At 44.9% G+C, this 26,109-nt stretch carries 27 protein-coding genes; 14 read left to right on the top strand and 13 right to left on the bottom strand.

Going from position 1 to position 26,109, the window contains the following annotated elements; all coding sequences use genetic code 11:
• Positions 1–3 precede the first annotated feature (3 nt).
• The 3 genes from L0659_RS09640 to L0659_RS09650 are packed head-to-tail and all read right to left on the bottom strand — an operon-like array spanning position 4 to position 2,164.
• Positions 4–1,191, bottom strand: a complete 1,188-nt coding sequence (locus L0659_RS09640; RefSeq protein WP_235125716.1) for a DUF4105 domain-containing protein — start codon at positions 1,189–1,191, stop codon at positions 4–6.
• Positions 1,181–1,882, bottom strand: coding sequence for a 16S rRNA (cytidine(1402)-2'-O)-methyltransferase (rsmI, locus tag L0659_RS09645; protein ID WP_235125717.1), 702 nt, complete (start codon positions 1,880–1,882; stop codon positions 1,181–1,183). The genes L0659_RS09640 and rsmI overlap by 11 nt, the downstream gene beginning before the upstream one ends.
• Before the next feature lie 36 nt (positions 1,883–1,918).
• Positions 1,919–2,164 carry a 4a-hydroxytetrahydrobiopterin dehydratase gene (locus L0659_RS09650; RefSeq protein WP_235125718.1) on the bottom strand — a complete coding sequence of 82 codons (246 nt, stop codon included), beginning with the start codon at positions 2,162–2,164 and terminating at the stop codon, positions 1,919–1,921.
• A gap of 262 nt (positions 2,165–2,426) precedes the next feature.
• Between L0659_RS09650 and L0659_RS09655 the strand changes: the two genes are divergently transcribed.
• Genes L0659_RS09655 through L0659_RS09665 form a run of 3 tightly spaced genes read left to right on the top strand, consistent with a single transcriptional unit; the run spans position 2,427 to position 4,339 of the window.
• A complete protein-coding gene (locus tag L0659_RS09655; protein ID WP_235125719.1) occupies positions 2,427–2,855 on the top strand; it encodes an OsmC family protein in 429 nt (142 codons plus the stop codon).
• A 41-nt stretch (positions 2,856–2,896) separates the two neighbouring features.
• Positions 2,897–3,718, top strand: coding sequence for a thymidylate synthase (locus tag L0659_RS09660; RefSeq protein ID WP_235125720.1), 822 nt, complete (start codon positions 2,897–2,899; stop codon positions 3,716–3,718).
• Positions 3,719–3,730: 12 nt separating this feature from the next.
• Complete coding sequence (locus L0659_RS09665) at positions 3,731–4,339, top strand: trimeric intracellular cation channel family protein (RefSeq protein ID WP_235125721.1); 609 nt, start codon at positions 3,731–3,733, stop codon at positions 4,337–4,339.
• A 3-nt stretch (positions 4,340–4,342) separates the two neighbouring features.
• Here L0659_RS09665 and L0659_RS09670 read toward each other — a convergent pair whose 3' ends face one another.
• Positions 4,343–5,257 (bottom strand): DUF2911 domain-containing protein, encoded by a 915-nt coding sequence (locus tag L0659_RS09670; RefSeq protein WP_235125723.1) that lies wholly within the window; start codon positions 5,255–5,257, stop codon positions 4,343–4,345.
• Between the two features lie 75 nt (positions 5,258–5,332).
• On the opposite strand from L0659_RS09670, the gene L0659_RS09675 reads away from it, so the two are divergent.
• Positions 5,333–5,869 carry an NUDIX hydrolase gene (locus tag L0659_RS09675; protein ID WP_235125725.1) on the top strand — a complete coding sequence of 179 codons (537 nt, stop codon included), beginning with the start codon at positions 5,333–5,335 and terminating at the stop codon, positions 5,867–5,869.
• On the opposite strand, the gene L0659_RS09680 is transcribed toward L0659_RS09675, so the two are convergent.
• Genes L0659_RS09680 through L0659_RS09695 form a run of 4 tightly spaced genes read right to left on the bottom strand, consistent with a single transcriptional unit; the run spans position 5,859 to position 11,064 of the window.
• Positions 5,859–7,523 (bottom strand): S8 family peptidase, encoded by a 1,665-nt coding sequence (locus tag L0659_RS09680; protein WP_235125727.1) that lies wholly within the window; start codon positions 7,521–7,523, stop codon positions 5,859–5,861. The two genes, L0659_RS09675 and L0659_RS09680, sit on opposite strands and share 11 nt — an antisense overlap.
• A gap of 11 nt (positions 7,524–7,534) precedes the next feature.
• Positions 7,535–9,127: an FMN-binding glutamate synthase family protein gene (locus L0659_RS09685; protein ID WP_235125729.1), complete on the bottom strand. Its 1,593-nt coding sequence runs from the start codon at positions 9,125–9,127 to the stop codon at positions 7,535–7,537.
• 27 nt (positions 9,128–9,154) lie between these two features.
• Positions 9,155–10,390, bottom strand: a complete 1,236-nt coding sequence (locus L0659_RS09690; protein WP_235125731.1) for a 3-phosphoshikimate 1-carboxyvinyltransferase — start codon at positions 10,388–10,390, stop codon at positions 9,155–9,157.
• A 59-nt stretch (positions 10,391–10,449) separates the two neighbouring features.
• Positions 10,450–11,064 carry a hypothetical protein gene (locus L0659_RS09695; RefSeq protein ID WP_235125733.1) on the bottom strand — a complete coding sequence of 205 codons (615 nt, stop codon included), beginning with the start codon at positions 11,062–11,064 and terminating at the stop codon, positions 10,450–10,452.
• A 210-nt stretch (positions 11,065–11,274) separates the two neighbouring features.
• Here L0659_RS09695 and L0659_RS09700 point away from each other — a divergent pair, with 210 nt between their 5' ends.
• The 10 genes from L0659_RS09700 to L0659_RS09745 all read left to right on the top strand — a co-directional run bounded on the left by L0659_RS09700 (position 11,275) and on the right by L0659_RS09745 (position 22,689).
• Complete coding sequence (locus L0659_RS09700; protein WP_235125734.1) at positions 11,275–12,354, top strand: Ldh family oxidoreductase; 1,080 nt, start codon at positions 11,275–11,277, stop codon at positions 12,352–12,354.
• Positions 12,355–12,409: 55 nt separating this feature from the next.
• Positions 12,410–13,447: an endolytic transglycosylase MltG gene (gene mltG, locus L0659_RS09705; RefSeq protein WP_235125735.1), complete on the top strand. Its 1,038-nt coding sequence runs from the start codon at positions 12,410–12,412 to the stop codon at positions 13,445–13,447.
• On the top strand, positions 13,447–13,860 hold the full coding sequence (locus L0659_RS09710) for a thioesterase family protein (protein ID WP_235125736.1): 414 nt from the start codon (positions 13,447–13,449) through the stop codon (positions 13,858–13,860). Before mltG ends, L0659_RS09710 begins: the two co-directional genes overlap by 1 nt.
• A gap of 11 nt (positions 13,861–13,871) precedes the next feature.
• Positions 13,872–14,795 (top strand): YihY/virulence factor BrkB family protein, encoded by a 924-nt coding sequence (locus L0659_RS09715; protein ID WP_235125737.1) that lies wholly within the window; start codon positions 13,872–13,874, stop codon positions 14,793–14,795.
• Positions 14,796–14,913: 118 nt separating this feature from the next.
• Positions 14,914–15,906 carry a glycosyltransferase gene (locus L0659_RS09720; RefSeq protein WP_235125738.1) on the top strand — a complete coding sequence of 331 codons (993 nt, stop codon included), beginning with the start codon at positions 14,914–14,916 and terminating at the stop codon, positions 15,904–15,906.
• Positions 15,907–15,936: 30 nt separating this feature from the next.
• Positions 15,937–16,563 carry an L-threonylcarbamoyladenylate synthase gene (locus L0659_RS09725; RefSeq protein WP_235125739.1) on the top strand — a complete coding sequence of 209 codons (627 nt, stop codon included), beginning with the start codon at positions 15,937–15,939 and terminating at the stop codon, positions 16,561–16,563.
• Positions 16,564–16,666: 103 nt separating this feature from the next.
• Entirely contained in the window at positions 16,667–17,323 is a 657-nt protein-coding gene (locus L0659_RS09730; RefSeq protein WP_235125741.1) for a WbqC family protein, read from the top strand.
• Between the two features lie 68 nt (positions 17,324–17,391).
• A complete protein-coding gene (locus tag L0659_RS09735) occupies positions 17,392–19,932 on the top strand; it encodes an ATP-dependent Clp protease ATP-binding subunit (protein ID WP_026630868.1) in 2,541 nt (846 codons plus the stop codon).
• Between the two features lie 156 nt (positions 19,933–20,088).
• Complete coding sequence (locus L0659_RS09740) at positions 20,089–21,771, top strand: alpha/beta hydrolase-fold protein (protein WP_235125743.1); 1,683 nt, start codon at positions 20,089–20,091, stop codon at positions 21,769–21,771.
• Between the two features lie 33 nt (positions 21,772–21,804).
• Positions 21,805–22,689 (top strand): sugar phosphate isomerase/epimerase, encoded by an 885-nt coding sequence (locus L0659_RS09745; protein WP_235125744.1) that lies wholly within the window; start codon positions 21,805–21,807, stop codon positions 22,687–22,689.
• A gap of 70 nt (positions 22,690–22,759) precedes the next feature.
• Here L0659_RS09745 and atpH read toward each other — a convergent pair whose 3' ends face one another.
• The 5 genes from atpH to L0659_RS09770 all read right to left on the bottom strand — a co-directional run bounded on the left by atpH (position 22,760) and on the right by L0659_RS09770 (position 26,014).
• A complete protein-coding gene (gene atpH / locus L0659_RS09750) occupies positions 22,760–23,296 on the bottom strand; it encodes an ATP synthase F1 subunit delta (RefSeq protein WP_235125746.1) in 537 nt (178 codons plus the stop codon).
• Positions 23,297–23,318: 22 nt separating this feature from the next.
• Positions 23,319–23,813: a F0F1 ATP synthase subunit B gene (gene atpF / locus L0659_RS09755; protein ID WP_235125747.1), complete on the bottom strand. Its 495-nt coding sequence runs from the start codon at positions 23,811–23,813 to the stop codon at positions 23,319–23,321.
• A gap of 142 nt (positions 23,814–23,955) precedes the next feature.
• Positions 23,956–24,219 (bottom strand): ATP synthase F0 subunit C, encoded by a 264-nt coding sequence (atpE, locus tag L0659_RS09760; RefSeq protein WP_234608106.1) that lies wholly within the window; start codon positions 24,217–24,219, stop codon positions 23,956–23,958.
• Positions 24,220–24,265: 46 nt separating this feature from the next.
• Positions 24,266–25,360, bottom strand: coding sequence for a F0F1 ATP synthase subunit A (gene atpB, locus L0659_RS09765; RefSeq protein ID WP_235125748.1), 1,095 nt, complete (start codon positions 25,358–25,360; stop codon positions 24,266–24,268).
• A 405-nt stretch (positions 25,361–25,765) separates the two neighbouring features.
• Complete coding sequence (locus L0659_RS09770; protein WP_235125749.1) at positions 25,766–26,014, bottom strand: AtpZ/AtpI family protein; 249 nt, start codon at positions 26,012–26,014, stop codon at positions 25,766–25,768.
• Positions 26,015–26,109 lie beyond the last annotated feature (95 nt).

Raw genomic sequence — 26,109 nt, forward strand, 5'->3', positions numbered from 1 at the left:
ATACTATCCTTTCTCAGGAATTTTAGAGAGTGAATTATTCATGTAGTAAACCCGGATGACCAATGTCAGAATGATGGGGATCACGACATAATTATGTTTTAACAGGTTACCTGTTGCGCAAAGTAAGAGAAATCCGTAAAATATCAACAAGAACGAGAACCACGATGGTTTCTTCTTTGCCGAAATCTGAAAAATCAGCGGCATCCAGAGCGGAAACGCCCACAGAATGTCGTAATTCCATTTAGTGTCATTATGCTCGGTAGCAAACCAAAGTAAGGTGAGCAGCCAGCCTGCAAGTCCTACAATGGAGAAAAGTATTTTGTCTAAAAGAAAATTCAACTTCTCCTTTTTGATCTGCCAGTAAGTAATGCCTAATGTGAGCACCGCAAGGGTCCAGAACACGATCATTGGCGTGAAAATTCCTGTGTAATTGCGCGGCTCGGCTTTGAAATATTCATTTGTGCTCTTCACCAGCGGCACCAATCCGGAAGCGGTTTTTACTCTCGCATCAGTAAATGCAATGGCCAGGTTATCTGGTAAAAAAGTCGCTTGTTCGGGTGTGGCAATTTCGTCGGCAGGTGTTCCCAGGGCAAGGTCCATACCAAAATCCGCCCAGGGATTTTGCTTGTATGCATAACGGTCGATCCATTGCCTGAAACTCAGTTTTTCATGTGTATAACCCTTGTAGACCAGGCTGTCGCCACAAGCTTCTTTCAGTGCAACGGCGAGCCGGCTCGCGCAGTTGTCGTAGAAAAATTTATATGCGTAAACCCGGTTTTGAGGCAGGTAATTGTTTTCCAGGTAATTATAAAGCTTTTGTTTTTGCGCAATGCTCAGGTTCAGGACCTGCTCGGAAATGGAGCGGTTTTCTGCGCGGTAATATTCCAGCTGAGGCCCGAGCGGGTGAACCGAAATGCTGTAAGGCAGATAGCCGCGCATGAAATTGATATAAAAATTACCCTGGTCAAAACTGAATGTCCCGTAACTGTAAGCATTGTCGATGTTCAGCACCGGATCATAAACCCAGAGCACGCTATGCCCAAAACCCGAGTACAATTCGTCCCCAGGCCCAAATGTGACCAGACTAACCTTTGCTTCGGGGCTTAATGTGGCAAACTGGGCAGTTGCGACGGTTTTTGCCAGTAAAAAAATGGTTAAAATCGCAACGAACCTATAAATGCTAATCCTCATATTTATCTGATTTCTTTTTTTCTTCTGCTTTGCCCGCCAGGATGATCACAATTTCTCCTTTTATGGTTTTTTCTGAAAAGTAAGCGATCACTTCTTCCATCGTTCCACGGACGTTTTCTTCATAGATTTTGGTCAACTCGCGGGCCACTGAAACCTGTCTGTCTGCTCCGAAATACTCTGCAAATTGCTGCAATGCTTTGATCAGGCGATGCGGCGATTCATAAAATATCATCGTTCTTTCTTCCGAAGTAAGATTTTGAAGGCGCGTTTGACGGCCTTTTTTATGAGGCAAAAAACCTTCGAAAGTAAACCTGTCGCTAGGCAAGCCCGAATTGACCAACGCAGGAACAAAGGCCGTTGGCCCGGGCAGACATTCGACCTGAATGCCCTGTTTAATGCATTCCCTAACCAGCAAGAAACCAGGATCAGACACAGCAGGCGTCCCGGCATCCGAAACGAGCGCCATGCTTTCGCCTTTCAGGATGCGTTCCACCACCCGCGTCACCGTTTGGTGCTCATTATGAATATGGTAACTGTGCATTGGCTTGGAAATGCCCAGGTGTTTCAGCAGCGATCCGGATGTGCGGGTGTCTTCTGCCAGAACGACGTCCACACTTTTTAAAACATTGATGGCGCGAAGTGTAATATCTTCCAGGTTGCCGATGGGCGTGGGGACTATGTAAAGTTTCATTGAATGCAAATAGGCACGAATAGGCCGGTCACGCAATTATTTTTTATTTTTTTCAAAAATCGTATCAATAGCGGCAGCGAGTTTTTGGTCTTTTTCTGTAACCACGTCACCTGCGTCGTGTGTGTTTAGTTCAAATGTTACTTTATTATATGTGTTGGTCCAGAACGGATGGTGGTCCATTTCATCAACCGTTTTCGCAACCTCTGTCATGAAAGCAAATGCCTCCTTGAAGTCCTTGAAAGTGAAGCTCTTTTTGAGCTTGTTATCGTCCTCTTTCCACATATCGTTTCGCGTTTATTTTATCAAAATCCTTTAAAACGGCATAATAAAACGAATATACGAGGTTTATGTATCTTTTTAAATTATTCGGTTAAATAGCCGAATCGGGTTTGATGAAGTATATTTGAACTTTGATCCGGTTCATATCCTTATTAAAGTGTCACGGCCTGCTGCACATTGCATATGCCTTGCAAAAGTCGCTCAGACCGGCCTTTTGAACATTTACATTTAACCCGACTCCGCTGAAAAATCAGGAGTAAGTATTATGAAAGTAGAACTCGTTCGTGTTGATGATGCCTTTCATTTTGAAGGCAGTGGTTCCTCAGAAGTGAAAGTGCATACCGACGGCTCCCCGGAAATTGGCGGAAGCAACCAGGGTGTGCGGCCCATGGAATTATTGTTAATGGGACTCGCCAGCTGCAGCGCCATTGATGTTGTGCTGATCCTTAAAAAGCAACGCCAGGATATCACCGACTTTCGTGTTACTGCCGACGGCGACCGTACACAGGAAGCAGATACACAACGGAAGCCGTTCACCAAGATCCATCTGACATTTAAGTTCGCTGGTAATAACCTCGATGAGAGTAAGATACAACGGGCGATTGGCCTGTCTATGGAAAAATATTGCTCGGCTACGGCCCAGCTGGAAGCGCTCGCCGAAATTACGTACGGCGTTGAGATCGCGACTGTTTAAATCAACCTTATCTTCTTTAAAAACGCATTAATTAAGACGCAATGCAGCAATATCAGGATTTGTTACGCCATGTTCTCAAACACGGAGTTCGTAAAACCGACCGCACCGGCACCGGAACGGTCAGTGTTTTTGGTTATCAGATGCGCTTCAACCTGAAAGACGGTTTTCCGTTGGTTACTACCAAGAAAGTGCATACGAAATCGATCATTCATGAGCTTTTGTGGTTTTTGAAAGGCGATACCAACATTCAATATCTAAAAGACAACGGCGTCTCCATCTGGGATGAATGGGCAGACGACAATGGCGATCTCGGTCCGGTTTATGGAAAGCAATGGAGAAGCTGGGAAGGCCCGAATGGCAAAACAGTGGATCAGTTGCAGGAGGTTTTGAAGCAGTTGAAAAACTCACCTGATTCGCGGAGAATTATGGTTTCGGCCTGGAACCCGTCGCAGCTTTCTGAAATGAAATTGCAGCCTTGTCACGCATTGTTCCAGTTTTATGTGGCTCCGCCGGATGAAGATGCGGGAGAAACGCGTGGGAAATTATCCTGCCAGCTTTACCAGCGCAGCGCGGATGTTTTCCTTGGTGTTCCGTTTAACATTGCGAGTTACGCGTTGCTTACCATGATGATTGCGCAGGAATGCGACCTGGACCTGGGTGATTTTATCTGGACTGGCGGCGACACGCACATTTATCTCAACCATTTGGAACAAGTAGGCTTGCAACTGAGCCGCGAACCGCGTGCACTTCCAAAGATGGTCATCAATCCGGACGTTAAAAGTATTTTTGATTTCAAATTCGAAGATTTTGAATTGCAGGATTACAGTCCCTGGCCGGGCATTAAGGCGCCGGTTGCGGTTTAGCAATTTCGCCGGATGAGCATTCAATATATTTTAGAGATCATTGGCACATTCGCTTTTGCTATTTCCGGCGCCCTGGCTGTGAAAGACCAGAAGCACCAGGACTGGTTCGGAGCAAGTTTCACGGCTTTTATTTCGTCCATCGGCGGAGGAACACTGCGTGACATTCTGATCGATAGTTATCCGCTCGTCTGGATCAGTGACATTACGATCATTTATGCCATTATGGCGGGGATTCTGGTCACTTTTATATTTTACAAATTCCTCTTAAAACTACGCAAAACGCTTTTTCTGTTCGATACATTCGGGATTGCATTATTCACCATTGTGGGAACAGAAAAAGCTTTGCACTTGGGCATCAGGCCTGAAATAGCCGTTATTATGGGCGTCTTTACAGCCACCATGGGCGGCGTGATCCGCGACATGATGACCAATGAAATTCCCATCATTTATCGAAAAGAAGTATATGCAACGGCTTGTTTTACAGGGGCTTGCAGCTATTTGTTATTGGATAGCCTTGGCGCCGGCCGTAATGTTGCGTTCATTTCTGCGTCGCTGGTCATTATAGCCATCCGCATTTTAGCTGTAAAATACGGATGGAGCGTTCCGCGGTTTTTTCGCTGATAATTACTTCTTCTTTTTACCTTTTGCAGAAGCAGCAGCTTGCTTGGGAGCAGCGGATACTTTGGATTGGATTTGCTTGATGCCGTTTTCGATTTGTCCTTTATAGAAACTTGTAAAAGCGACATCATTCGCAGCACTTCCCAATGTCAATGCTTTTTGCGCAACGGGCAGTGCTTCTGCATTCTTGCCTAATTTGTTTAGAATCTGTGCTTTGAGCCACAAATTGGAATAGGATTCTTTCAGGCCGATCGCCTTGTCAGCCAACGAAAGCGCTACTTGAAGGTCTTTGCCCTTTGACAGTAAATAACCCGCAGTGCTTTGCAATGCTGCAACATCTTCCGGCTTTTCTGCAACAGCCTTATTCAACGCAGCCATTGTAAGTGACTCCGTGTTAACGGCAAGCGGAACGGGAACATTAACACTCGACCACGCAATGTTCAGATAAGCTGTGCTGTCTGAAACAGGCTCAATGCTGATCTTGAAATTTTCGGTGAATTCAGCCGACGTTGGAACGACCATTACTCTGGCTACATCTTCCGACTCTTTATAATCCTGTGTTCCACCTTGATTGAAGTTTTTATTCAAAATGACAGTCCAGGCGGCGCCGGATGGGATGGAAAACAATGCGTATTTCCCGGCAGGCACTTTTTTGCCTCCGAATGAAAAGTCTGTTCCTGCTTCTAACGTGGTGGACATATTTGCGCCTGTGCGCCAAATCTGGTTATAAGGGGCCAGTACTGAGCTGTCGGCGAACACTTTTCTGCCTTTAAGGGTTGGGCGTGAATATTTTACTGTGAAATCGGTTACGCCGATGCTTTGCATTACCGTAGCGGCCGGACTGGCTTGTGGCGTGCGTTGACCGATGGCCGTGGTGGCCAATAATGCGGCCAGGGAAACCGATAATAAATACTTTTTCATTTCTTAATAAGGTGGTTTATTTCTTGAAGTATTAAACTTGTGGTGAAATTAGAATGAAAAAATCACATAGCCTACATGAAGCGGAATAGTTTGCTTGCCCTCCTAGATGCCTATACGCCGGAAAATGGAATTGAAAAAGAAATGTATCTGGACACGATTGCATTTGTAAAAACGCACCCGGATTGCTTTGAGCGATCGCTGGAAATCGGCCATGTAACGGCTTCCGGGCTGGTGCTTTCACCGGACGAGCAATCGGTTTTGCTTATGCATCATCAGAAACTGGGACGGTGGTTACAGCCGGGTGGACATTGCGATGGCGATCCTGATACAGAACAGGTTGCCCGTAAAGAGGTTTGGGAAGAAACAGGCATTCAGCATTTAGATTTGTACAAACAAGGAATCTTTGATGTGGACATTCACCTGATCCCCGAGCGTAAAGGCCTTCCCGCTCATAACCATTATGACATCCGGTTTGCGTTTAAAGCGGCGCCCGGCCAGGAAATTATTGTCAATGATGAATCGCTGGATGTGCAGTGGATTCCTTTGCACGATGTACAAAAGCGCAATGATTCGGAGTCGGTGGTGCGAATGATCCGGAAAATTACTGCTTGATGAATTTCAATGCTTTTTCCTGATTATCGACGCGGATCTTCACCAGATAAAGCCCTGCTGATAAATGGTTTGCCGCAATAGGTTGCACGCCGCTTAACCTTGATTCTGAAACACTCAATGCTGCTCCGTTCAATCCATAAATGCTAAGCGTTGCTTTTTTGCCGATCAAGTGTTGCGGGATGGAAAGGCTTGCATTGTCCTGAACAGGGTTGGGTGAAAGCACAATGGCTTTCAGCAAATCATCCTCTGTGCCAAGTGGCCTGAATTCATCCTGGATAATTTGTTCCGCCTTCACCGTGCTGGGAACGCCGTAACCAAGCAAATTGTCCGGCGCACTGGCTTGATGACCAGACTTTTTGATTACATAAATGAGTTGCTGCGCGGTGAGATTAGGATAAGCCTGCCATAAAATCGTGGAAAAACCCGCAATCAAAGGCGATGAAAAAGATGTTCCATTGCTGCTGGAAACATTTCCTGACGTGTTACCGATCACAGCGCCGAGTCCCACGGCCGCGACGTCCGGCTTTTGCTGGCCCGCTGCATTTGGCCCAACAGAACTCAATGCGGCATAAACGCGCTCGTAGTTCGTCGCACCAACGGTTAAAACCGAATCCACATCCGCCGGAGCAGTGACGTAGCGCCATGCCTTATTTCCCTCATTACCAGCTGAACAAACCACCAGCATACCCGTGCGGGTTGCATATCGCGCGGCGCGGCTTACAATGGTGGTCTTTCCGTCAAGATCTTCGTAAGTGTAATTGTATTCAGGTTTGTTAAATTCCGCATCAAACTGACTGTAACCCAAGGAAGAATTGATCACGTCCGCACCCACGCTGTCTGCACGTTCTGCTGCCATCAACCAGGCAATTTCTTCATAGGGCGATTCTAAGAAGTCATTCTCTGTGCGATATAGGGCATAACTTGCTTTAAATGCAGCGCCGATCATAGATCCCGGTTGATTCGCGGCCATGGTGGACATCACGTTCAAACCGTGCGATCCGTCATTAAAAACATTGCGTTCGCGGCCCATAAAATCATACATGTCCACAAATCTGTTTTCGTCGCGGAGCGGTTTCAGAAATCCAACCTGATCCGCATTTGCAAAACCATTATCCAGGATTGCGATCAACATATTTTCTCCGTGAAAACCTTTGGTATGCAGCTGCGGAACGTCCATTAAGGCGAGCTGCGCATTCATATTTCCATAATCCAGATCTTCCTCCGCTTCCAGTTTACGGTTCAGCGCACCTACGCGCTCCACGCCGGGAGATTGTCCGTTAATGTTGGCGACGGGCAGGTCGAATTCAATGCTTTTGTAAAATGGTAATTTCTTAATGTCTGCGAGTTGTGCAGCATTCGCTTCGACCACGGCGCCATTAAACCAGCGGGATGTGAAAATGACCGATGCGCCCAATTGTTTGATTGCAAAAGTATAACCCGGATTGACGGGAAAATCACGTGTGGTGATCGGGATATTTTGTCGCGTCCTTCTTTCGATGGAGCGGGCAGACAGATATTCTGCCGGTTTGTCCGTCGAGAATGTGGAATTATTTTTATCCTTGAACAGAATAAAATAACGCGGGTTACTTTGTGCCAAACAGAAGTTCAGGCAAAGGAATGAGGCAATGAGTGTGGTTTGTATAGTCCTTGTCATGGTTCTGAAAGTTAAACAATCTTTTCACCAGGAATCTTTCTGCCTCCCAGATAAGGACAATCGAGCAATTCACGAATGCCGGAGTAGGGGACAATGGTTTTTAAATAACCGTAATTGTCTGCCAAAGTAATGGTTTTATTAAGATCACCCATTGAAATATCTACATCATTCATTCCAAACTGGCACGGATGCTCGTAACCGGTCGCGTGGGTAATTTCGATGATCTCTTTGGCAAGCGTACTCATATAGCTGTTGAAACGCTCACTTTTTAAAGTAGGGTCAATGCCGGCTTCGAGCCATTTGTTGTTGGTGGCGATGCCGGTAGGGCAGCGGTTGGTATGGCAGATCTGTGCCTGAATGCAGCCAATCGACATCATTGCCTCACGTGCCACATTGATAACGTCCGCGCCCATCGAGAACGCCATCACTGCCTGGGCAGGAAGTCCCAGCTTCCCCGATGCGATAAATGTGATCTTGTCTGTAAGATTTCTCTTTTGAAATATTTTGTAAACGGTGCTAAAAGCAAAAACCAACGGTAACGAAACGTGATCTGCAAAAGACGGCGGCGCTGCGCCCGTTCCTCCTTCGCCGCCATCGATGGCGATAAAGTCGGGGCCCTTTCCGGTTTCTGCCATGATATCCGCCAGTTCTTCCCACATATCGGTTTTCCCGACAGCCGATTTCAGCCCGACCGGCAAGCCCGTTGCGTCAGCCATGGCTTCAATGAAATCGACCATTTCCTTTACATTCGAAAACGCGCTGTGATAAGGCGGGGAAACTACATCTTTGCCAATGGGCACGCCGCGGATCTCTGCAATTTCTGCTGTGATTTTACTCGCAGGCAGCACGCCGCCTTTTCCCGGTTTTGCGCCCTGGGAAAGTTTGAGCTCTATCAACCGCACGAACGGGTTCTGCTGTGTCATTTTCACAAGCTTTTCCATCACAAAATTACCATCATCGTCCCGGACGCCGAAATACGAAGTCCCCATATTGAAAACCACGTCCGCCCCAAACTTATGGTAGGGTGACAAGCCGCCTTCGCCGGTATTATGGTAATTGCCAAATTGGTACGAACCTTTATTCAATGCCTCAATGGCGCGCGAGGAAAGTGAACCATAGCTCATTGCGCTCACATTCACGATCGAGCGTGGACGGTAGGGACGCTTCCGGTTATGAGATTTACCAATGACTTTGGCCGAAGGAATGGTATAATGATGGGGATCATTGCCATTTTTGACATGATGACTGTGCGTCGTATCCAGCCGGAACGGCAGCATAGCAGGCTTAATGAGCACATATCCAGGCTCCTGCATATTCTGGTCCGTGCCAAAACCCTGATAATTATTTTCTTTTTTGGAAGAAGCGTAGATCCACGAACGCTGGCGGCGGTTGAAAGGCAGTTCTTCACGGTTGTTGGCCACGATATACTGCCGCAATTCCGGTCCGATCGTTTCCAGCATGTAACGAAAATGTCCTACCAGTGGGAAATTATGCTGGATCGTGTGCTTTCGCTGTAAAATGTCCCTGATGGCAATGATAATGGGGATCAAAATCAGGTAAGCCCATATTGGGACAGCAGCAAAGAACGAAGCAACGTTTTCCATGAATTCGGGAATTTAATGAGCGGAAAGTCAGACTTCTTCCCAGGTGGTTACCACCGCGAGGTCCTTCCAGTAACCAGGATACGATTTGACAACAACGCCCGGTTCTTCGATAATAATGGGCGACACCATTCCGGCAGGCGCAAATGCCATGGCCATGCGGTGATCGTCATACGTATGAATAGATGGGGTTCCTTTTGACTCAAATCCCGGAATCTGCGCCACTTCGTAAAGGTGGTCTTTTTCTATTTCCTTTAATGTGGCCCCCAGCTTTTGCAATTCCTGCTGTAAAGCGAAAACACGGTCTGTTTCCTTAATTTTCAGGCTTTCGATGCCGGTTAAAGACAATGTTATGCCTTTAACTGCGCAACAAACCGCCACGGTTTGGGCCAGGTCCGGACAAGCTGTAAAATCCCAACCTATGGACGCGGCAGGGGCTATTTTGGTTAGCAGAACGCCTCTTTCCGTAAAAACACTGTCTACGCCCAAGTGACGCATAATGTCGACAATGGCGCTATCGCCCTGCAATGAATCTTTTTTGAGACCCAACAATTCCACTTCGGCATCATCGGCAAGCGCCACAATGCTATACCAGTAACTCGCGCCCGACCAGTCTGATTCGATGGCGTAGGGATGCGGCTGATACTTGAACGGAGGGATTATAATGGTGTTTGGATGCCAATCTGCATGGTAATTGATGCCGAAATGTGCCATTTGGTTCAATGTCATTTCAATGTATGGCTTCGAGCCTACTTCGCCTTCCAGCTTGATTTTCAGTCCGCTCGGTAATCCTGGCGCGATCAGAAGCAATGCTGAAATATACTGGCTGCTTACATCGCCACGCATGACAATTTCGTTCTGGCCGGAATAAGTGAAACCGTTCAGTTTCAGCGGCGGGTAACCTGTTTCTTTTTCATATTCAATGTCTGCACCTAAAATCCTTAATGCGTCCACCAAGATCCCAATGGGCCTTTCACACATCCGCGGTGTGCCGGTCATGACTTTCTTCTGTCCGGTTACAGCAAAATAAGCTGTCAAAAAACGCATTGTTGTTCCCGCATCGATCACATCGGCAATCGGATCATTGGAATTAAGCAGTCTGAGCATGGTTTGCGAATCGCGTGCTTCTGAAATGTTGGTCAGCTCGCATTCAAAACCGGTCAGGGCATTAATGATCAAAGCACGGTTGCATTCACTTTTGGAAGCAGCGAGCCGTATTTCTGCGCGTATGGATTTTTGGGGTGGGTGGACTAGAATGGATTTCACTGTAAAGAATCAGATTAGGGACAAATCGAAGGCATCGGCCTTCGGGAATTCGGTAAGTATTAATATGTTTCAAGGACTTTCAGTTTGTTCCTGCCATTAATTTTAAGCGAGGAGAAAGTCAGTTTGTAGCAAACAAACCCTGCGGCAATGAACGCGCCGCCTACAACAAGCGAAGAAGCATCGGTTGTGAATCTTTTGTCGTCAACGCCTTTGTTAAAAAAATCGGCACCCACATAAAGGAGGCCTGCAAGAGGCAGTAGCGGTGCCAGCTGAGAAATGAACGGAATGCGGCGTGAAACCTTCATTAAACGGATGTCTTTTAAAAGGATTTCCTGGTAATCCATTCTTCCAACTGCCTCATTGATAATGGCAATGCTGAAAGAAGAATCGGTAACGCTGGCTATGGTTTCGTTGAAACGGATGGTCTCGTTGTGCATCCGGAACTTGATGTTGTCGCCCGGGAAAAAGCGGTATCTGTGAAATCCGCCGATCATCGGGGAGGCATCCAGGACCAGATATTTTTGTCCGGGTGTTGCGATTACCCGGCTTGTATTGCCCTGTTTGAGAAAAAGTTCTTCGCTTGAAAGTGCTTTTTTGGCATCATAATGGTCTTGCGACCATGCGTGAAGACTCCCTGTGAGTAGAAAGATAGCGGTAACGAAAAGCTGTTTCATAGCAATAAAAGAATGTTTCAAATATAGGGAATCATTCTTTTAAACGGGCAAAAGTGTTGCATTGTTGCTCATATTTTAAGCGTAAACTAATCTTCACCAGCCGCTTTTTCGTCCTATGCTCCGTTGAACAGTTTTTTGTGAAATATTGGACGATGCGAATTGAATTAGGATATTTGCAGACCGGAAAGGAAGTTCACTTATCAGACGTATATGTATCAGGCCAGTTATTTAAAACATTTCACGGAGGAGGTTTTCCTCGCCATCGGATGCTCGCCGGAAGAGGCAAAACTCGCTTCTACGGTCTTGGTAAGCGCTGATTTGCGTGGTGTGGATTCCCACGGCATTGCCCGTTTGGCCGGTTATGTGCGTCTCTATGATCACGGAAGGCTGAATCCTACGCCGGATGTGAAAGTGGTTTATGAAACGCCCAGCACCGCCGTGGTGGACGGCGACAGGGGCTTAGGCCTCGTTGTGGCGCCGAAAGCGATGGAAATTGCCATGGAAAAGGCCGAAAAAGTGGGTTCTGGTTGGGTTTCTGTTCGGAATTCAAACCATTTTGGCATTGCCGGATATCATGCGATGCTGGCTTTGGAAAAGGATATGATCGGCTGGACAATGACGAATGCTGCGCCATTGGTAACGCCTACTTTTTCATTGGATAAATTATTGGGAACCAATCCGATAGCCGTTGCTGTGCCTGCTTTGACAGAACCCGCATTCGTGGCAGATTTTGCTTCAACGGCCGTTGCGTATGGAAAATTTGAAATATTGCAGCGCAAAGGTTTGCCTGCACCGCTCGGTTGGGCGCAGGATGCGGAAGGCAATGCTACAACGGATTCCAATGCAGTGAAAAGTGGCGGCGGATTGCTTCCGCTGGGCTCGGACCGCGAGCATGGAAGTCATAAAGGTTACGGGCTTGGAGCCATTGTGGATATATTTTCCGGCGTACTTTCGGGCGCTAACTTTGGCCCCTGGGTTCCGCCATTCGCAACCGCCGGATTTATGACAGCGCAACAAGGGGTCGGATTAGGCACGGGACATTTCCTGGGTGCTATGCGCGTGGATGGCTTCCGTCCGGCGGAGGAATTTAAGCAGGATATGGACAAATGGATCCAGGCATTTCGCGGCGCTCGGGCTGTGGATGGTCAAAAAGTGCTCATTCCCGGTGATCCTGAGCGCGAAAGTGATGCGGATCGCAGCGTGAATGGCATTCATTTGCTGGAACCGGTCGTTTTGTCATTGGATGAGCTTGCGAAGCGATTTGGAATACCCTTTGAAATCAATTTATAACATTAAAAAACAAAAGCCGACGGCTGCTTGCCGAAAGCCGATAGCCGTATAAACTATGTCGCGTAATTTCAAAGTTGGGTTGTTTGTAACAATTGCCATTCTAACTACAACATTCACATTTTATTTCTGGCAGATATTCAAAACGCCAAACCTGCAGGCGGATAAAGAAACGAGCTTTGCATTGCTTATCCCCGAAAACGGGACCTATAAGGGCGTCCTTGACTCGCTGAATAAGCATGACGTTATTAATGACCACATTTCATTTCAGTTTTTGGCGAAGCTTTTGAACTATCCTGACAAGGTAAAGCCGGGAAGATATGTCATTAAGCCGAAGTCAAGTAACTATACGGTGGTCAAAAAGCTTGCAGCAGGAACCCAGGATGCTGTAAAGCTGACTTTCAACAACATCAGGCTGAAAGAGGATTTGATTACGAGGATTGGCAGCCGTTTTGAGTTTGGAGAAGCCGGTTTTAGAAAAGCTTTGAATGATCCCGCGGTTTGTAACAAATATGGGCTCGATACGCTGACGATCGTTTCCATGTTTTTGCCCAACACCTATGAAATTTACTGGACAACGGGCACAGAAAAATTCCTCGACAGGATGCATAGCGAGTATAAAAAATATTGGAATGACGAAAGAACTGCAAAAGCAAAAGCCATCGGATTAACGCCCGTGCAGGTTTCCATTCTCGCTTCGATTGTGGAAGAAGAGCAGGCGCGGAAAGTGGATGAAAGGGCCAAAGTGGCAGGACTTTACATGAACCGTCTGAATGCGCAAATGCCTTTGCAAGCTGATCCAACCATTAAATTTGCTTTGCAGGACTTTGCGATCAAGCGGATTTTGAATGGGCAGCTTTTAATTAAATCACCCTACAATACATATGTAAACGTAGGCTTGCCGCCCGGCCCGATCCGCGTTGCAGATTTCAATTCGCTGGATGCTGTGCTGAATTACGAAAAGCACGATTATGTATACATGTGCGCCAAGGCGGACCTTTCGGGTTACCATGCATTTGCAACCAATTATACGGACCACCTGAACAACGCGCGGATGTACCAGGCCGAGTTGAATCGACTCAAAATCATGAAATAATGTTCATTCACGAAGTTAAGGGCGTACGTGTCCGGTATGCGGATACGGACCAGATGGGATATGTGTATTATGGAAATTATGCGCGCTATTATGAAATCGGAAGGGTTGAAGCCTTAAGAAGCCTGGATTTTCATTATAAGGTGATGGAGGACGAGGGTGTGATGATGCCTGTTTACGAAAATCATTCTCGTTATATTAAACCCGCCCGCTATGATGATGAACTGAGTATCCGGGTTACTTTGCAGGAAATGCCGGGGATAAGGGTTGTTTTTCATTATGAGATCCGTAACCAGCTGAATGTGTTGCTCAATACGGGCGAAACAACATTGGTTTTTCAACGGCGCGATACTGGAAAACTCTGCATGCCACCCGACAAGCTGCTGAACAAGCTGAAACCGTATTTTGAAATTTAATGTAATTGCCTATGCTTGAGAAACTGTTAAAGAGCCGCCAAATTAAACGGTTAATCGTCTGGTTACAGCAAACCGTATTCCTGGGCGGGACAGTTTCTTTGTACGAAATTCTGGTGAATCTCGTCCGGAGCAACCGGAAATACGACATTGACCAGCGCGCTTCTGCCGTTGCTTACAGCCTCACTTTGGCAGCTTTCCCGGCAATAATCTTCCTTTTTACATTAATTCCTTACATTCCAATTGAGCATTTGGACCAGCAGATTATGGAACTGCTGCGCGAGAACATTCCCAGCGGTATTTACGAAGATGCAGACCAGACCATCATGGACATTATCAGCAGGCCCCGGAAAGGTGTGCTTTCTTTCGGTTTTATCTTCGCCATGATCGCGTCTACGAATGGCATGATGTCGTTAATGCGCTCATTCGATATGGTTTATGATGACAATGAAACGCGGGGATTTCTGAAACTGCGGGGCATTGCTACATTACTGACACTGCTTTTGATCCTGGTGCTTTTTCTTTCTGTAATCCTGCTGATCGTGGGTGATGCGGTGATGAATATCCTGAGCGACTGGAACATTCTGCGGGACACGTGGATGATCAGTTTGCTGAACATTACCCGTTATCTGATCAGTTTTGGTTCGTTAATGCTGACCATTTCAATGATTTACAGGTTTGCGCCTTCGCATGGAAGGCAGTTCAGTTTTATCAATGCGGGGGCGGTGATTTCTTCTGTTCTGATCCTCTTTGCGACTTACGGTTTCTCCTATTATTTGTCCAGGTTTAGCTCTTATAACAAACTCTACGGCTCCATAGGAACGATGATCGCGCTCATGATCTGGCTTTATCTGCTGGCATTTGTGATCATTCTCGGGTTTGAAATCAACGCCGGAATTAACACTGCGGCCAGGGCGAAAACCATCTCCAAACGCTGACTTACCGCAAAGTAATTACTTTTCTGACATCGCCTTAATGTTGCTAGTTTTGTCACGAACGGCTTCATGAAGAAACTAAAAAGAGGGCTAACGGGCCCGAATTGCACGGCGTGTTGAAATGAAAGAAAAGGAGAATCCATTGGTAACTGTTATCCTGACAGCTTATAATCAGGAAGATTACATTAGCGAAACACTCGCATCGGTCTTTGACCAAACTTACCCAAACCTCGAACTAATCGTCATCGACAATGCTAGCACAGACGATACATTGGCTGTCATTGAAGCTTTTGTCAATCCATCCCGGAATTTTTTATTCATTAAAAACAGAAGAAATTCAGGCTTGTGCGCTGCTTTCAATTATGGCTTGTCCATTGCAAAAGGAAAATATGTGATCGATCTCTCGGGGGATGACATTTTGATGCCCAACCGCATTGAGAAACAGGTTGAAGCATTTGAGTCGCTTTCAGATGATTTTGCGGTTATTTTTACCAATGCCAGATACATTAGTCCGGCGGGTAAGGAGCTTGAAAATCATTATTCAGTGGATTCAAAAGGCAAAGCATTGCGACCAGTTCCTTCGGGTGATATTTATAAAAATGTGCTGGAAAGATACTTCATATGCACGCCTACCATGATGATGCGTACGAGCACGATGCGCGAACTCGGCGGCTATGACGAAACGCTCACCTTCGAGGATTTTGATTTTTGGGTTCGCTCCGCGGCTCAATACAAATATTTTTATCTTGACGAAGTCCTCACTAAAAAGCGCATTGTTCCTTCGTCGCTCTCATCATTAGTTTACAAAAAAGGAAGCGGCATGCTGGCGTCCTACTACGCTGTTTGCAACAAAGCTTACGACCTGAACCGCGATCAGCAGGAATTCGATCTTCTGGCCGCACGTATCCGTACATTTATCAGAAAATGCTGGTATGCACAAGAATATGAACTGGCAGTTCGTTTTCGGGTTTTACTGAACTACATTGAAAATCCGGGATGGCAAACCGAGCTCATTGTGTTCATGTGCAGACTTCATCTTCCTGTCAACTTTGCGTATCGTTTTTATATCAAAAACTTAAAAAAAGCATTCAGTCAGGAAGGTTTTAGCTTTTAGGATTGTTATTTTAAAAAGTTACTATTACCTATGCCTGCTGAATTCATAAAAATTTACCCGCAAAATCCTGACGAAAGAAGAATCCGTCAGGTCGTGGATGTGCTTAGAAATGGTGGTCTGGTGATTTATCCTACCGACACCGTTTACGGACTCGGATGCGATATTTACAATTCCAGGGCTGTTGAAAAGATCGCCCGCATCAAAGGGATCAAGCCTCAGAAAAACGATTTTTCCTTCATTTGCTACGATCTGAGCCACATTTCAGATTTTGCGCGTGTTGATAATTCTGCGTTCAAAATCATGAAAAGGGTTTTGCCTGGTCCTTACACCTTCATCCTGGAAGCCACAACTGCGGTTCCCAAACTTTTAAATACCAATAAAAAAACGGTAGGAATCCGCGTTCCTGACAATAACATTGCCCGCCTGATCGTAAAAGAGCTCGGTAACCCGATTGTTACAACCTCCATCAAAGATGACGACGAAATCATTGAGTACTCGACTGATCCTGAATTGATTTACGAAAAATTCCAACATCAGGTAGATATCGTGATCGACGGCGGATATGGCGGAAACATTGCCTCGACGATCGTGAAAGCGGATAATGACGGATTTGAAATCATCCGCGAAGGACTTGGGGACATTAGTGTGTTTTCGTAAGTCAAAATTGTAATGTTTTAAGTTCGTTTGGTACAATGCTCCCTGGGTAAAATATTTATTATAAATTTTTTGATAATATCATAAGGCTTTACCATATTTGATAGTGTCAGAAATTTTGAGTAAAAGTGATGAAAGTACGGGAATACGGATCGAACTACAGTATTTGCCTTGTTTAGCGTATTTTACCTGTTTATTAAAGTACGACCGTATTTACATCGATATTGAGGAGCGGTATGTGAAGCAGACCTATCGAAACAGATGCAGTGTACTAACTGCGAATAAAGTAGATCAGCTGACAGTTCCGGTTCAGAAGTACGAGGCAGCCACCCCCACAAAAGATATCAAGATTGATTATGGCCAGGACTGGATCCGACGTCATTTAGGCTGTTTGCAATCTGCTTACGGAAAATCCCCGTTTTACGAGTTTTACGCCCCGGAGCTTTTGCAGATATACGACAAAAAATTAGCTTATCTGGTCGATTTGAATTATGAATTATTGACAATTTGTCTTAGATTGGTAGGAGTTAAAAAGGATATACAGTACAATTTGTCAGGTGCTGAAATCGGGGAAAGTGAGGTATTTAATGCTATTTCCCTCATTAACAATAAGAAAAGCACATTTCCTCCCGAATATTACAAGCCGGAGCCTTATTATCAGACATTTGGGAATGATTTTGTAAGCAACTTGAGTATTATTGATTTACTATTTAATATGGGGCCGGAAGCAAGAAGTGTTTTGTTAAGATCCTGTAAGTTCTAGTAAAGCTATTTTGAACAAACGAGGATCAAGTAGCGTTTAGAATATTAAACACTTTTTATTGCTGCATAATGGAAGCAAAATTTTCGAATAGAGTGAAGGAAGTAATCACGATGAGCCGGGAAGAAGCGCTTCGCCTCGGTCATGATTACATTGGAGCAGAGCATTTGTTGCTGGGAATGATTCGTGAAGGAGACGGAGTGGCGATTGGCTTATTAAAGAAGCTTGGCGTTTCTCTCGACGATGTCAGACAAACCATTGAGCAGGCAACAAAAGGCGCAGCGACCAATAACGTTAAGAATTTACAAAATATACCCCTGACCAGACAGTCGGAAAAAGTTTTGAAAATTACCTATCTGGAAGCCAAAATTTTTAAGAGTAATTTGATCGGAACAGAGCATTTGTTGCTTTCGATTTTGCGTGATGAAGACAATGTTGGCACCCAGATTCTTCATAAATTTAATGTTAACTACGAAGTCATCAAAGAAATGTTAGAATATCAATCATCAGGATCCAAGCCGCACATGGGGCCGGAGACCGAAGACGGAGATGATGAAGCAAGAGGAGGCATGTTCGGAGGAGGAAGCGGCTCTGCATCTGGAAAAGAATCAAAAGGAGCAGAGAAATCACGGACTCCGGTATTGGATAACTTTGGACGCGACCTGACCAAAATGGCCGAGGTTGGTAAATTGGATCCGATCGTTGGACGTGAAAAAGAGATCGAACGTGTAGCCCAGATCCTTAGCCGTCGTAAAAAGAATAACCCAATCCTTATTGGTGAGCCTGGTGTGGGTAAAACTGCGATTGCAGAAGGTCTTGCATTAAGAATTGTTCAGAAAAAAGTTTCACGTGTGCTTTTCGGCAAACGCGTTGTTACATTGGATCTGGCATCTCTTGTTGCCGGAACGAAATACCGCGGTCAGTTTGAAGAGAGAATGAAAGCAGTAATGAATGAATTGGAAAAATCTCCGGATGTGATCCTTTTCATTGATGAGCTTCATACGATCGTGGGCGCAGGTGGCGCTTCCGGTTCTCTGGATGCTTCAAACATGTTCAAACCTGCATTATCACGCGGAGAAATTCAATGTATCGGTGCGACGACATTAGATGAATATCGCCAGTATATTGAAAAAGACGGTGCATTAGCACGTCGTTTCCAGATGGTGATGGTGGATGCAACTTCTATTGAAGAAACCATTCAGATCCTTGAAAATATTAAGGATAAATACGAAGATCACCACCATGTTAACTATACGCCTGAATCGATCAGCACAGCGGTTAAGCTGTCTGAAAGATACATTACAGATCGTTTCCTGCCGGATAAGGCGATTGACGTTTTGGATGAAGTAGGAGCGAGAGTTCACATCAGCAACATTACAGTTCCGGAAGACATTCTTGTTCTTGAAGAGCAGATTGAAAATATCAAGCAGGAAAAGAACAGGGTTGTCAAGAGCCAGAAATACGAAGAAGCAGCGCAACTGAGAGATCGTGAGAAGAAATTGATCGATCAATTGGAGCGTGCGAAACTGGCTTGGGAAGAAGAAACAAAACAAAAACGTTACACCGTAACCGAGCATAATGTAGCCGAAGTGGTTGCGATGATGACCGGAATTCCTGTAACGAACGTTTCCATGGACGAAGGCAAGAAATTGCTGAACATGGCGGATGAATTGAAAGCAAAAGTTATCGGCCAGAACCCGCCGATTGAAAAGCTGGTAAAAGCGATTCAACGCACAAGGGTAGGTTTGAAAGATCCTAAGAAACCGATCGGATCATTCATCTTCCTTGGGCCAACAGGTGTTGGTAAAACCGAGCTTGCAAAAGTGCTTTCCACTTATCTGTTCGACAAAGACGATTCTTTGGTTCGGATCGATATGAGCGAGTACATGGAGAAATTCAGCGTATCGCGTTTGGTTGGAGCGCCTCCGGGATATGTGGGTTATGAAGAAGGTGGTCAGCTGACGGAGAAAATCAGACGTAAGCCTTACAGCGTAGTCCTTTTGGATGAGATCGAAAAAGCGCACCCGGATGTGTTCAACATTCTGCTGCAAGTGCTTGACGATGGAATCCTGACAGACGGTCTGGGCCGCAGAGTGGATTTCAGAAATACGATCATTATCATGACTTCTAACATTGGAGCACGTGACTTGAAAGATTTCGGATCCGGAATCGGTTTCTCTACGAAAGCGAAAACTGAGAATCAGGACGACATAATGAAAGGCACCATTCAAAGTGCTCTTCGGAAAGCGTTCTCTCCTGAATTCCTGAACCGTTTGGATGATGTAATCGTGTTTAACTCGCTCCAACGTGAAGATCTGCACAGAATCATTGACATTTCACTGGGCAAATTGTTCAACCGCGTGAAAGGTTTAGGTTACGAAATTGAATTAACAATTCCTGCGAAGGACTTCTTATCGGAAAAAGGTTACGATCCGCAATACGGAGCGCGTCCTTTAAACCGGGCGATCCAGAAATATCTCGAAGATCCCGTAGCAGAGGAAATATTGAAAGGCGATTTGCGCGAAGGCGATGTGCTAGTTGCCAATCACGAAGAGAACAGTGAACAACTTGTTATCAGTGTTCGTAAAAAAGAAGAAGAGCTTGCCAACTAATCGGCAGATCTTTTGAAGTAACAATGCTTGAAGAGGCGGGTCATCTGATCCGCCTCTTTTTTTGTTAACATTCATTAGCAAGAATGAAATGCATATTTTAGTAAATAGTCGTTATGATTTAGTTTATATTTAGCCCAAGAAAATTATCATATCGAGATGAGAATCAAATTTTGGAATGCTGCGGTTTTTACCGTTTTGGGCTTGATATTAAACATCGGGTATTTACAGGCACAAAAGCTTCCGTCCGGTCCGCAAGTCCTGACTTTCTTCTCCGACGCCGATGACAGCGAGCAGCCATATGGCCTTTATCTCCCTAAAAATTTCGACGAAAACAAAAAATATCCATTGGTAATAATGCTGCATGGTGCCGGTTCCAATCACCGTCTGGATTTACGTCGTGTTTTTGGAAAAAGTAATGCAGAGGGTGAAACCGATGACGAGGCAACCCGCTATTTTCCACAATTTGATGATGTCGATTTTATAGTTGCTTCGCCCTTTGCAAGAGGAACGGCAGGTTACCAGGGCATTCCCGAAGAGGACGTTTATGACGTGCTGGACGATGTGAAGAAGCGCTTCAAAATTGATGAAAATAAAACTTACCTCACAGGCCTTTCTATGGGTGGGGGAGGAACGCTTTGGCTCGGACTAACGAGGCCGGATATTTGGGCAGCGATTGCGCCTGTTTGCCCGGCGCCCCCGGACGGAACATTTGGTCTAGCTGCCAATGCATTGAATTTTCCTGTTCACTTTTTCCATGGCGACGCAGATCCGGTTGTTCCGGTTGCCGACACGCGGAAATGGGTGCAGCATTTACAGGATATCGGTGTAGAAGTGAGTTATAAGGAGTTTGTGGATGTGAAGCATGACAGTTGGGTAAGCGCATATGATAATGGGTTTATTTTCGAATGGTTCGGACATGCCGAGCGCAACCCTTATCCGGACCGAGTGAAATTCATTAGTAGACAATACAAATACAACAAGGCTTTTTGGGTTCAGTTTGATAAAATGGATTTGACTGCTTTGGCAGAAATTGACGCCAATCTGAATAAGCCGAATGCTGCTACTATTACGACAAAAAATCTATCCGCATTTACGGTCAATCTGAAAGGTCATCCGAAATTCAATGCTGCGAGCAATGTAACATTCAGCATTGACGGAAAAGCGCTTTCGGCGAAAACCGATAGCGCTGTTTCATTTGTTAAGAATAACAATGTATGGGCAGTGGCATCAAACCCTATCACAACAGGCCTGGTAAAGAAAAAGGGAGCCGAAGGGCCTATTTTTGAGGCATTTTCCAGCCGGCATGTTTACTTCTATGGCACTGCTGACAATCCTTCACCCGAAGAGTTGAAAAAGCGTGTTGATCTTGCTACGAAAGCAGCGAACTGGTCAGATTACCGCGGAGAGTTTTTAGATCGGATCATGTTTTTTCCGAGAATATTAGCGGACAAGCAAGTTCGGCCCAGCGACATGGAGAGTAGTAATCTCATTCTGTTTGGGACAAAAGAAACAAATGCGATGATCGCAAAGTATGCGGATAGACTTCCCATGCATTTGAATCCGGCAGATAAGACGCACGGATTGTTTTATATATTTCCGGTTGATAAACATTATGTGGCCATTAATTCTGGTTTGCCCTGGTGGACGGGGGCGGAGGACAAAGGTTTTCCGTTTGTGTCTGCAATGCACAGAAAACTTCCGCAATTCAGAGATATCATGCTGTTTAAAGATGCATCCACCAATGTTATCGTCGAAGGCAGCTTTTCGGACGACTGGAAAGTCACGGACGATATGAAAACAAAGCTCACCGGTTCAGGCGCAATTACGATTACCAAATAAATATAACCAACCCCAATTTTCGACAGAAAACAGATGAATTACAACGAAAAGATTTCACGGAAATCATTTATAAAAGCGAGTGCTTTTATGTTGGCAACTCCCATGCTTTCAAAATTTGATTTGACTGCAAATGCCTCTTCAAACATCGGTTTACAGCTTTACACGCTGAGAACGGACCTTGCGAAGGATCTGGAAGGAACATTGAAAAAAGTAGCGGCGATCGGATATAAGGAAGTTGAGCTTTTTGGATATAATGACGGCAAGTTCTTTGGTAAAACACCAAAAGAATTTAAGGCTATTTTGGACGGGCTTGGACTCAATCCGGTAAGCGGACATTATGGCGCAGGTGTTCAGATGAAGGATCAGAAAGGCACACTTTCTAACGACTGGCAACGTGCGGTAGACGATGCAGCTGCTATCGGGCAGAAATATGTGAACTGTGCTTACCTGACTGACGGAGAGCGCAAATCAATTGAAGATTATAAGAAATATGTCGACCTGTTTAATAAGTCAGGAGAGGTTGCCAAGAAAGCAGGGTTGCAGTTTGGTTACCACAACCACGATTTTGAGTTCAAGAAAATGGACGGACAGCTTCCTTACGATTTGATCGCAAGCACGGATCCTGACCTGGTTAAGCTTGAACTGGATTTGTATTGGATCGTAAAAGCGGGACTTGACCCGGTTGATCTTTTCAAAAAATATCCTGGCCGTTTCCCATTATGGCACGTGAAGGATATGGACAAAGGTGATCAATCGTTTGCAGAAGTAGGAACCGGTTCTATTGATTTCAAGAAAATCTTTGACGCACGTAAAATCGCTGGTTTGAAGCATTTCTTCGTGGAGCAGGATGTAGCGAAGCGCCCGGCTATTGAAGCGATCGATATCAGCTTCAAGAATGTTACCAAGATGAAAGTATAGCAACATTTGGACATAAAAAAAGACCTGGCCGCATAGCAGCCGGGTCTTCCAAATTATGCAGATAAAAATATCAGTTTACAAACTGTAATTTAAGCTCGTTAAGGCGGCTTCTCAATGACGCGTCAATCTGGCGGTCATCAATGGTAAGCACGTAACCACCTATCAAATTCGGGTCGATTTTTTCAGCTAATTGAACGGTACGGCCTGTTGCGGCAGTAACCATTTCAGTAAACTGCTTGCGAAGCTCATCAGTCAATGGCGTTGTAGTAGCCACTGTTGCTCTTTGAATGCCTTGGAAAAGGTTATAAGCTTTCACGAACTCATTCGCTATTTCGTCAAGGATCGCTTCCCTGTTTTTCTTTGTAATGATGGTAAAGATCGCGTAGGAAACCGGATTGACACGGGCTTCGAAAAGCGCTTTCAAAATATTCAGTTTCTTCTCGTGACGCACAACCGGGCTTTTCAATGCAAGCATTAAGCCCCTGTTTTTATCAGCCGTATCCTTAAATAAAAGCATATCCTGATAAACCGCTTCCAGAACATTTTGTTCTTTGGCTAGCTCGATCAGCGATTTTGCGTATCTGGAAGCAACTATACTTACTGACATCGTAAATTATTTTGTAGACTTATTAATTAAGGCGTGCAGACGAAGCAAGTTCTGCGATCAGTTGTTCCTGCGCTTCTTTGTCTTTCAATTCACGGTGCAAAACTTTCTCAGCGATTTCCAGTGAAAGGGTTGCAACTTCTTTTCTGATCTTGGTAACAGCAACCTGCTGCTCGTTACGGATCGCCTCGCGAGCACTTTCAATCATTTTCTGCGCTTCAACAGCTGCCTTATCCTTTGATTCGAGAATAGTGCGGTCAGCTGCGTCTTTTGCATCACGAAGGATCTGGTCACGAACGGCATTTGCTTCTGCGATCAGTTTTTCGTTGTCAGATTTAAGCTGAATCATCTCAGCTCTTGTTCTTTCAGCAAGATCAAGCGCGCCCTGAATTTCGTTTTCACGGTCTTTAAGGCCTTTAATGATTGGTTTCCAGGCGAATTTGGCCAAAATGAAAACAACCAGCAAGAATACCACAAGCATCCAGAAAATAAGACCTGGGTTTGGAGTAAGCAATGACATAGTATAATGAGTTTTGAGTGTAAGAACCGCTCTCTTTTATTTCTTAAAAAATCGTGGAAGCCTAATGCTTCCACGAAGAATTTCAATGTTACTTCCGATGCCTAATGCAAAAGAAGTAAGGACCCGAGTCCAATGTTTTTTACTACAAGTTGAACGAGATCAACAGACAGATAACCGCTGCGAAAAGCGCAACCGCCTCGATAAGAGCCGCGATAATAAGCATGGCAGTCTGGATAGCACCAGCAGCTTCTGGCTGACGAGCGATACCTTCAACAGCGCTAGCACCAATTTTACCAATACCAAGACCGGCACCGATAGCAGCAAGACCAGCACCAATTGCAGCACCGAATACAGCTAGACCAGCACCACTTTGTTCTGCAGCTTGAAGCAAGATTTGAAACAACATAATTGTGTTTTGTTTAAAATATATAATTAATAAAAAAGAGATTCAATCAATGTCCGTGATCTGCATGGCTGTGCTCTTCAATGGCACTTCCGATATACATGGACGATAAAAGGGTAAAGATAAATGCCTGGATAAACGCCACCATGATCTCGATAAAGTTCAGGAACAAGGCGAAAAGCGAAATAACCGGAGCGATCACAAAGCTTTGGAAAATGAAAATCAGACCGAAAAGGCTTAATAAGATAATGTGACCCGCAGTAATGTTAGCGAACAACCTGACCATCAAGGAAAATGGCTTCATAAAAACACCTACAATTTCAACTGGAATCATGATCAGCAACAAGGGAGCTGGGACGCCAGTTGGTTTTACCAGGTGTTTGTAGTAGTTGCCATTAGCATTCAAATGAACAATAATGAATGTCAAAACAGCAAGAGTCATTGTAACAGCAATGTTTCCTGTCAAATTAGCAGACCCTGGAAGCAGGCCTAGAATGTTATTCACCAAAATAAAGAAGAACAATGTCAGCAGATACGGAAGATACTTTTCGTATTTAGGACCAACGTTAGGTTTAACAACATCATCACGGATGAATAAAATAACAACCTCCATTGCAGACTGGAATCCTTTCGGAGCCTTCCCTTTGCTATTTTTATAGAATCCTGCAATGCTTGTAAAAATAACGATCAAGATAACCGCGCTCAAAAGCATTGAAGCAACGTTCTTTGTAATTGAGAAATCATAAATAGTACGAGACTCATCAACAGGAACAATTGTCTCCGATTCACCATGAACAAGGTGATAACCCTTGTATTCGTGATGCTCATTATGGAAGTTAGCAGATGAGAAAACTTCAATTCCACGATCAGCTGAATAAAGAATTACCGGAAGTGGAATAACTACACCATGTGTAATCTCCCATTCGTGAGAATCGGCAATGTGATGCATAATCATTGCGCCGATATCGAAGCTTGCTTCGGACTCTTCAAGATTATGTTCAATTTTATGCTCTTCGTCTTTAATGCCTTCGACAACCTTTTCAGCCTCGTGCTGTGTAGGTTCGTCTGCCTTTACAGGAACATTCAAAAGGCAGGTTGCCGCAACCAGGGCAGTAGTAAAAAACAGTCTCAAATGGGTGTACATATATGCTTGAAATGCTACGCTTTGTCAATTGCGGCGCAAGTTACAATACAAACCATATATTTCAAAGCTTGTATAAAATAAATAGAGTGCAAAAAAGTTGGTGATAAATAAGAATGAATCAGTTAGTCCTTTGTATAAAAATATGGCTATGAATATCAGGCTGAGAATGAATCTTCCTATTAATACTATAAGGAAAAAAGTGACGAATTTTTCACGGTTGTTTCGAAACCCGATCTCCATCAGCCGGTGCGCGAAAAACGACAGCCCGAAAAAGAAGACTAAAATGTACCATATATAAGGATGCAAAAACCGGTCGAAGTGAAAATGCTGAGCAAGGAAAAATGCAATTCCGATAATGATAGTAGCAGCAACTGTCCGTAACATGCGTGGCGCTTTAAGTGCAATCTATTTTTTTGTAAAACCTCTGATCAACATATATAATGAACCCGCAATGGAGAGCAGCGACAGCACTAATGTCCAAACCGGGACGTCGTTTTGCTGCCACTCGTCGAGCTTGTAACCTCCGTAAGTGAAGATCAGAATGGTGCCGAGCATTTGGGTGGCCATGCCGGAATATTTCAGGAAACCGGACGATTGTTTTTGCAATGCCCTTTTTCGCTCTTCCTTCGCCGCGTCATCATTGTTTGTTTCCATGTAATCGCCGGATAATATTGAGGCAAAATTGCTCCAAATTTTACAATTGCGCTTATCTTCGATACGTAATTATTTAAATTACCGTTTTAGATTTG

Source organism: Dyadobacter sp. CY347 (assembly GCF_021502655.1).
In the GTDB taxonomy this organism is placed as follows: Bacteria; Bacteroidota; Bacteroidia; order Cytophagales; family Spirosomataceae; genus Dyadobacter.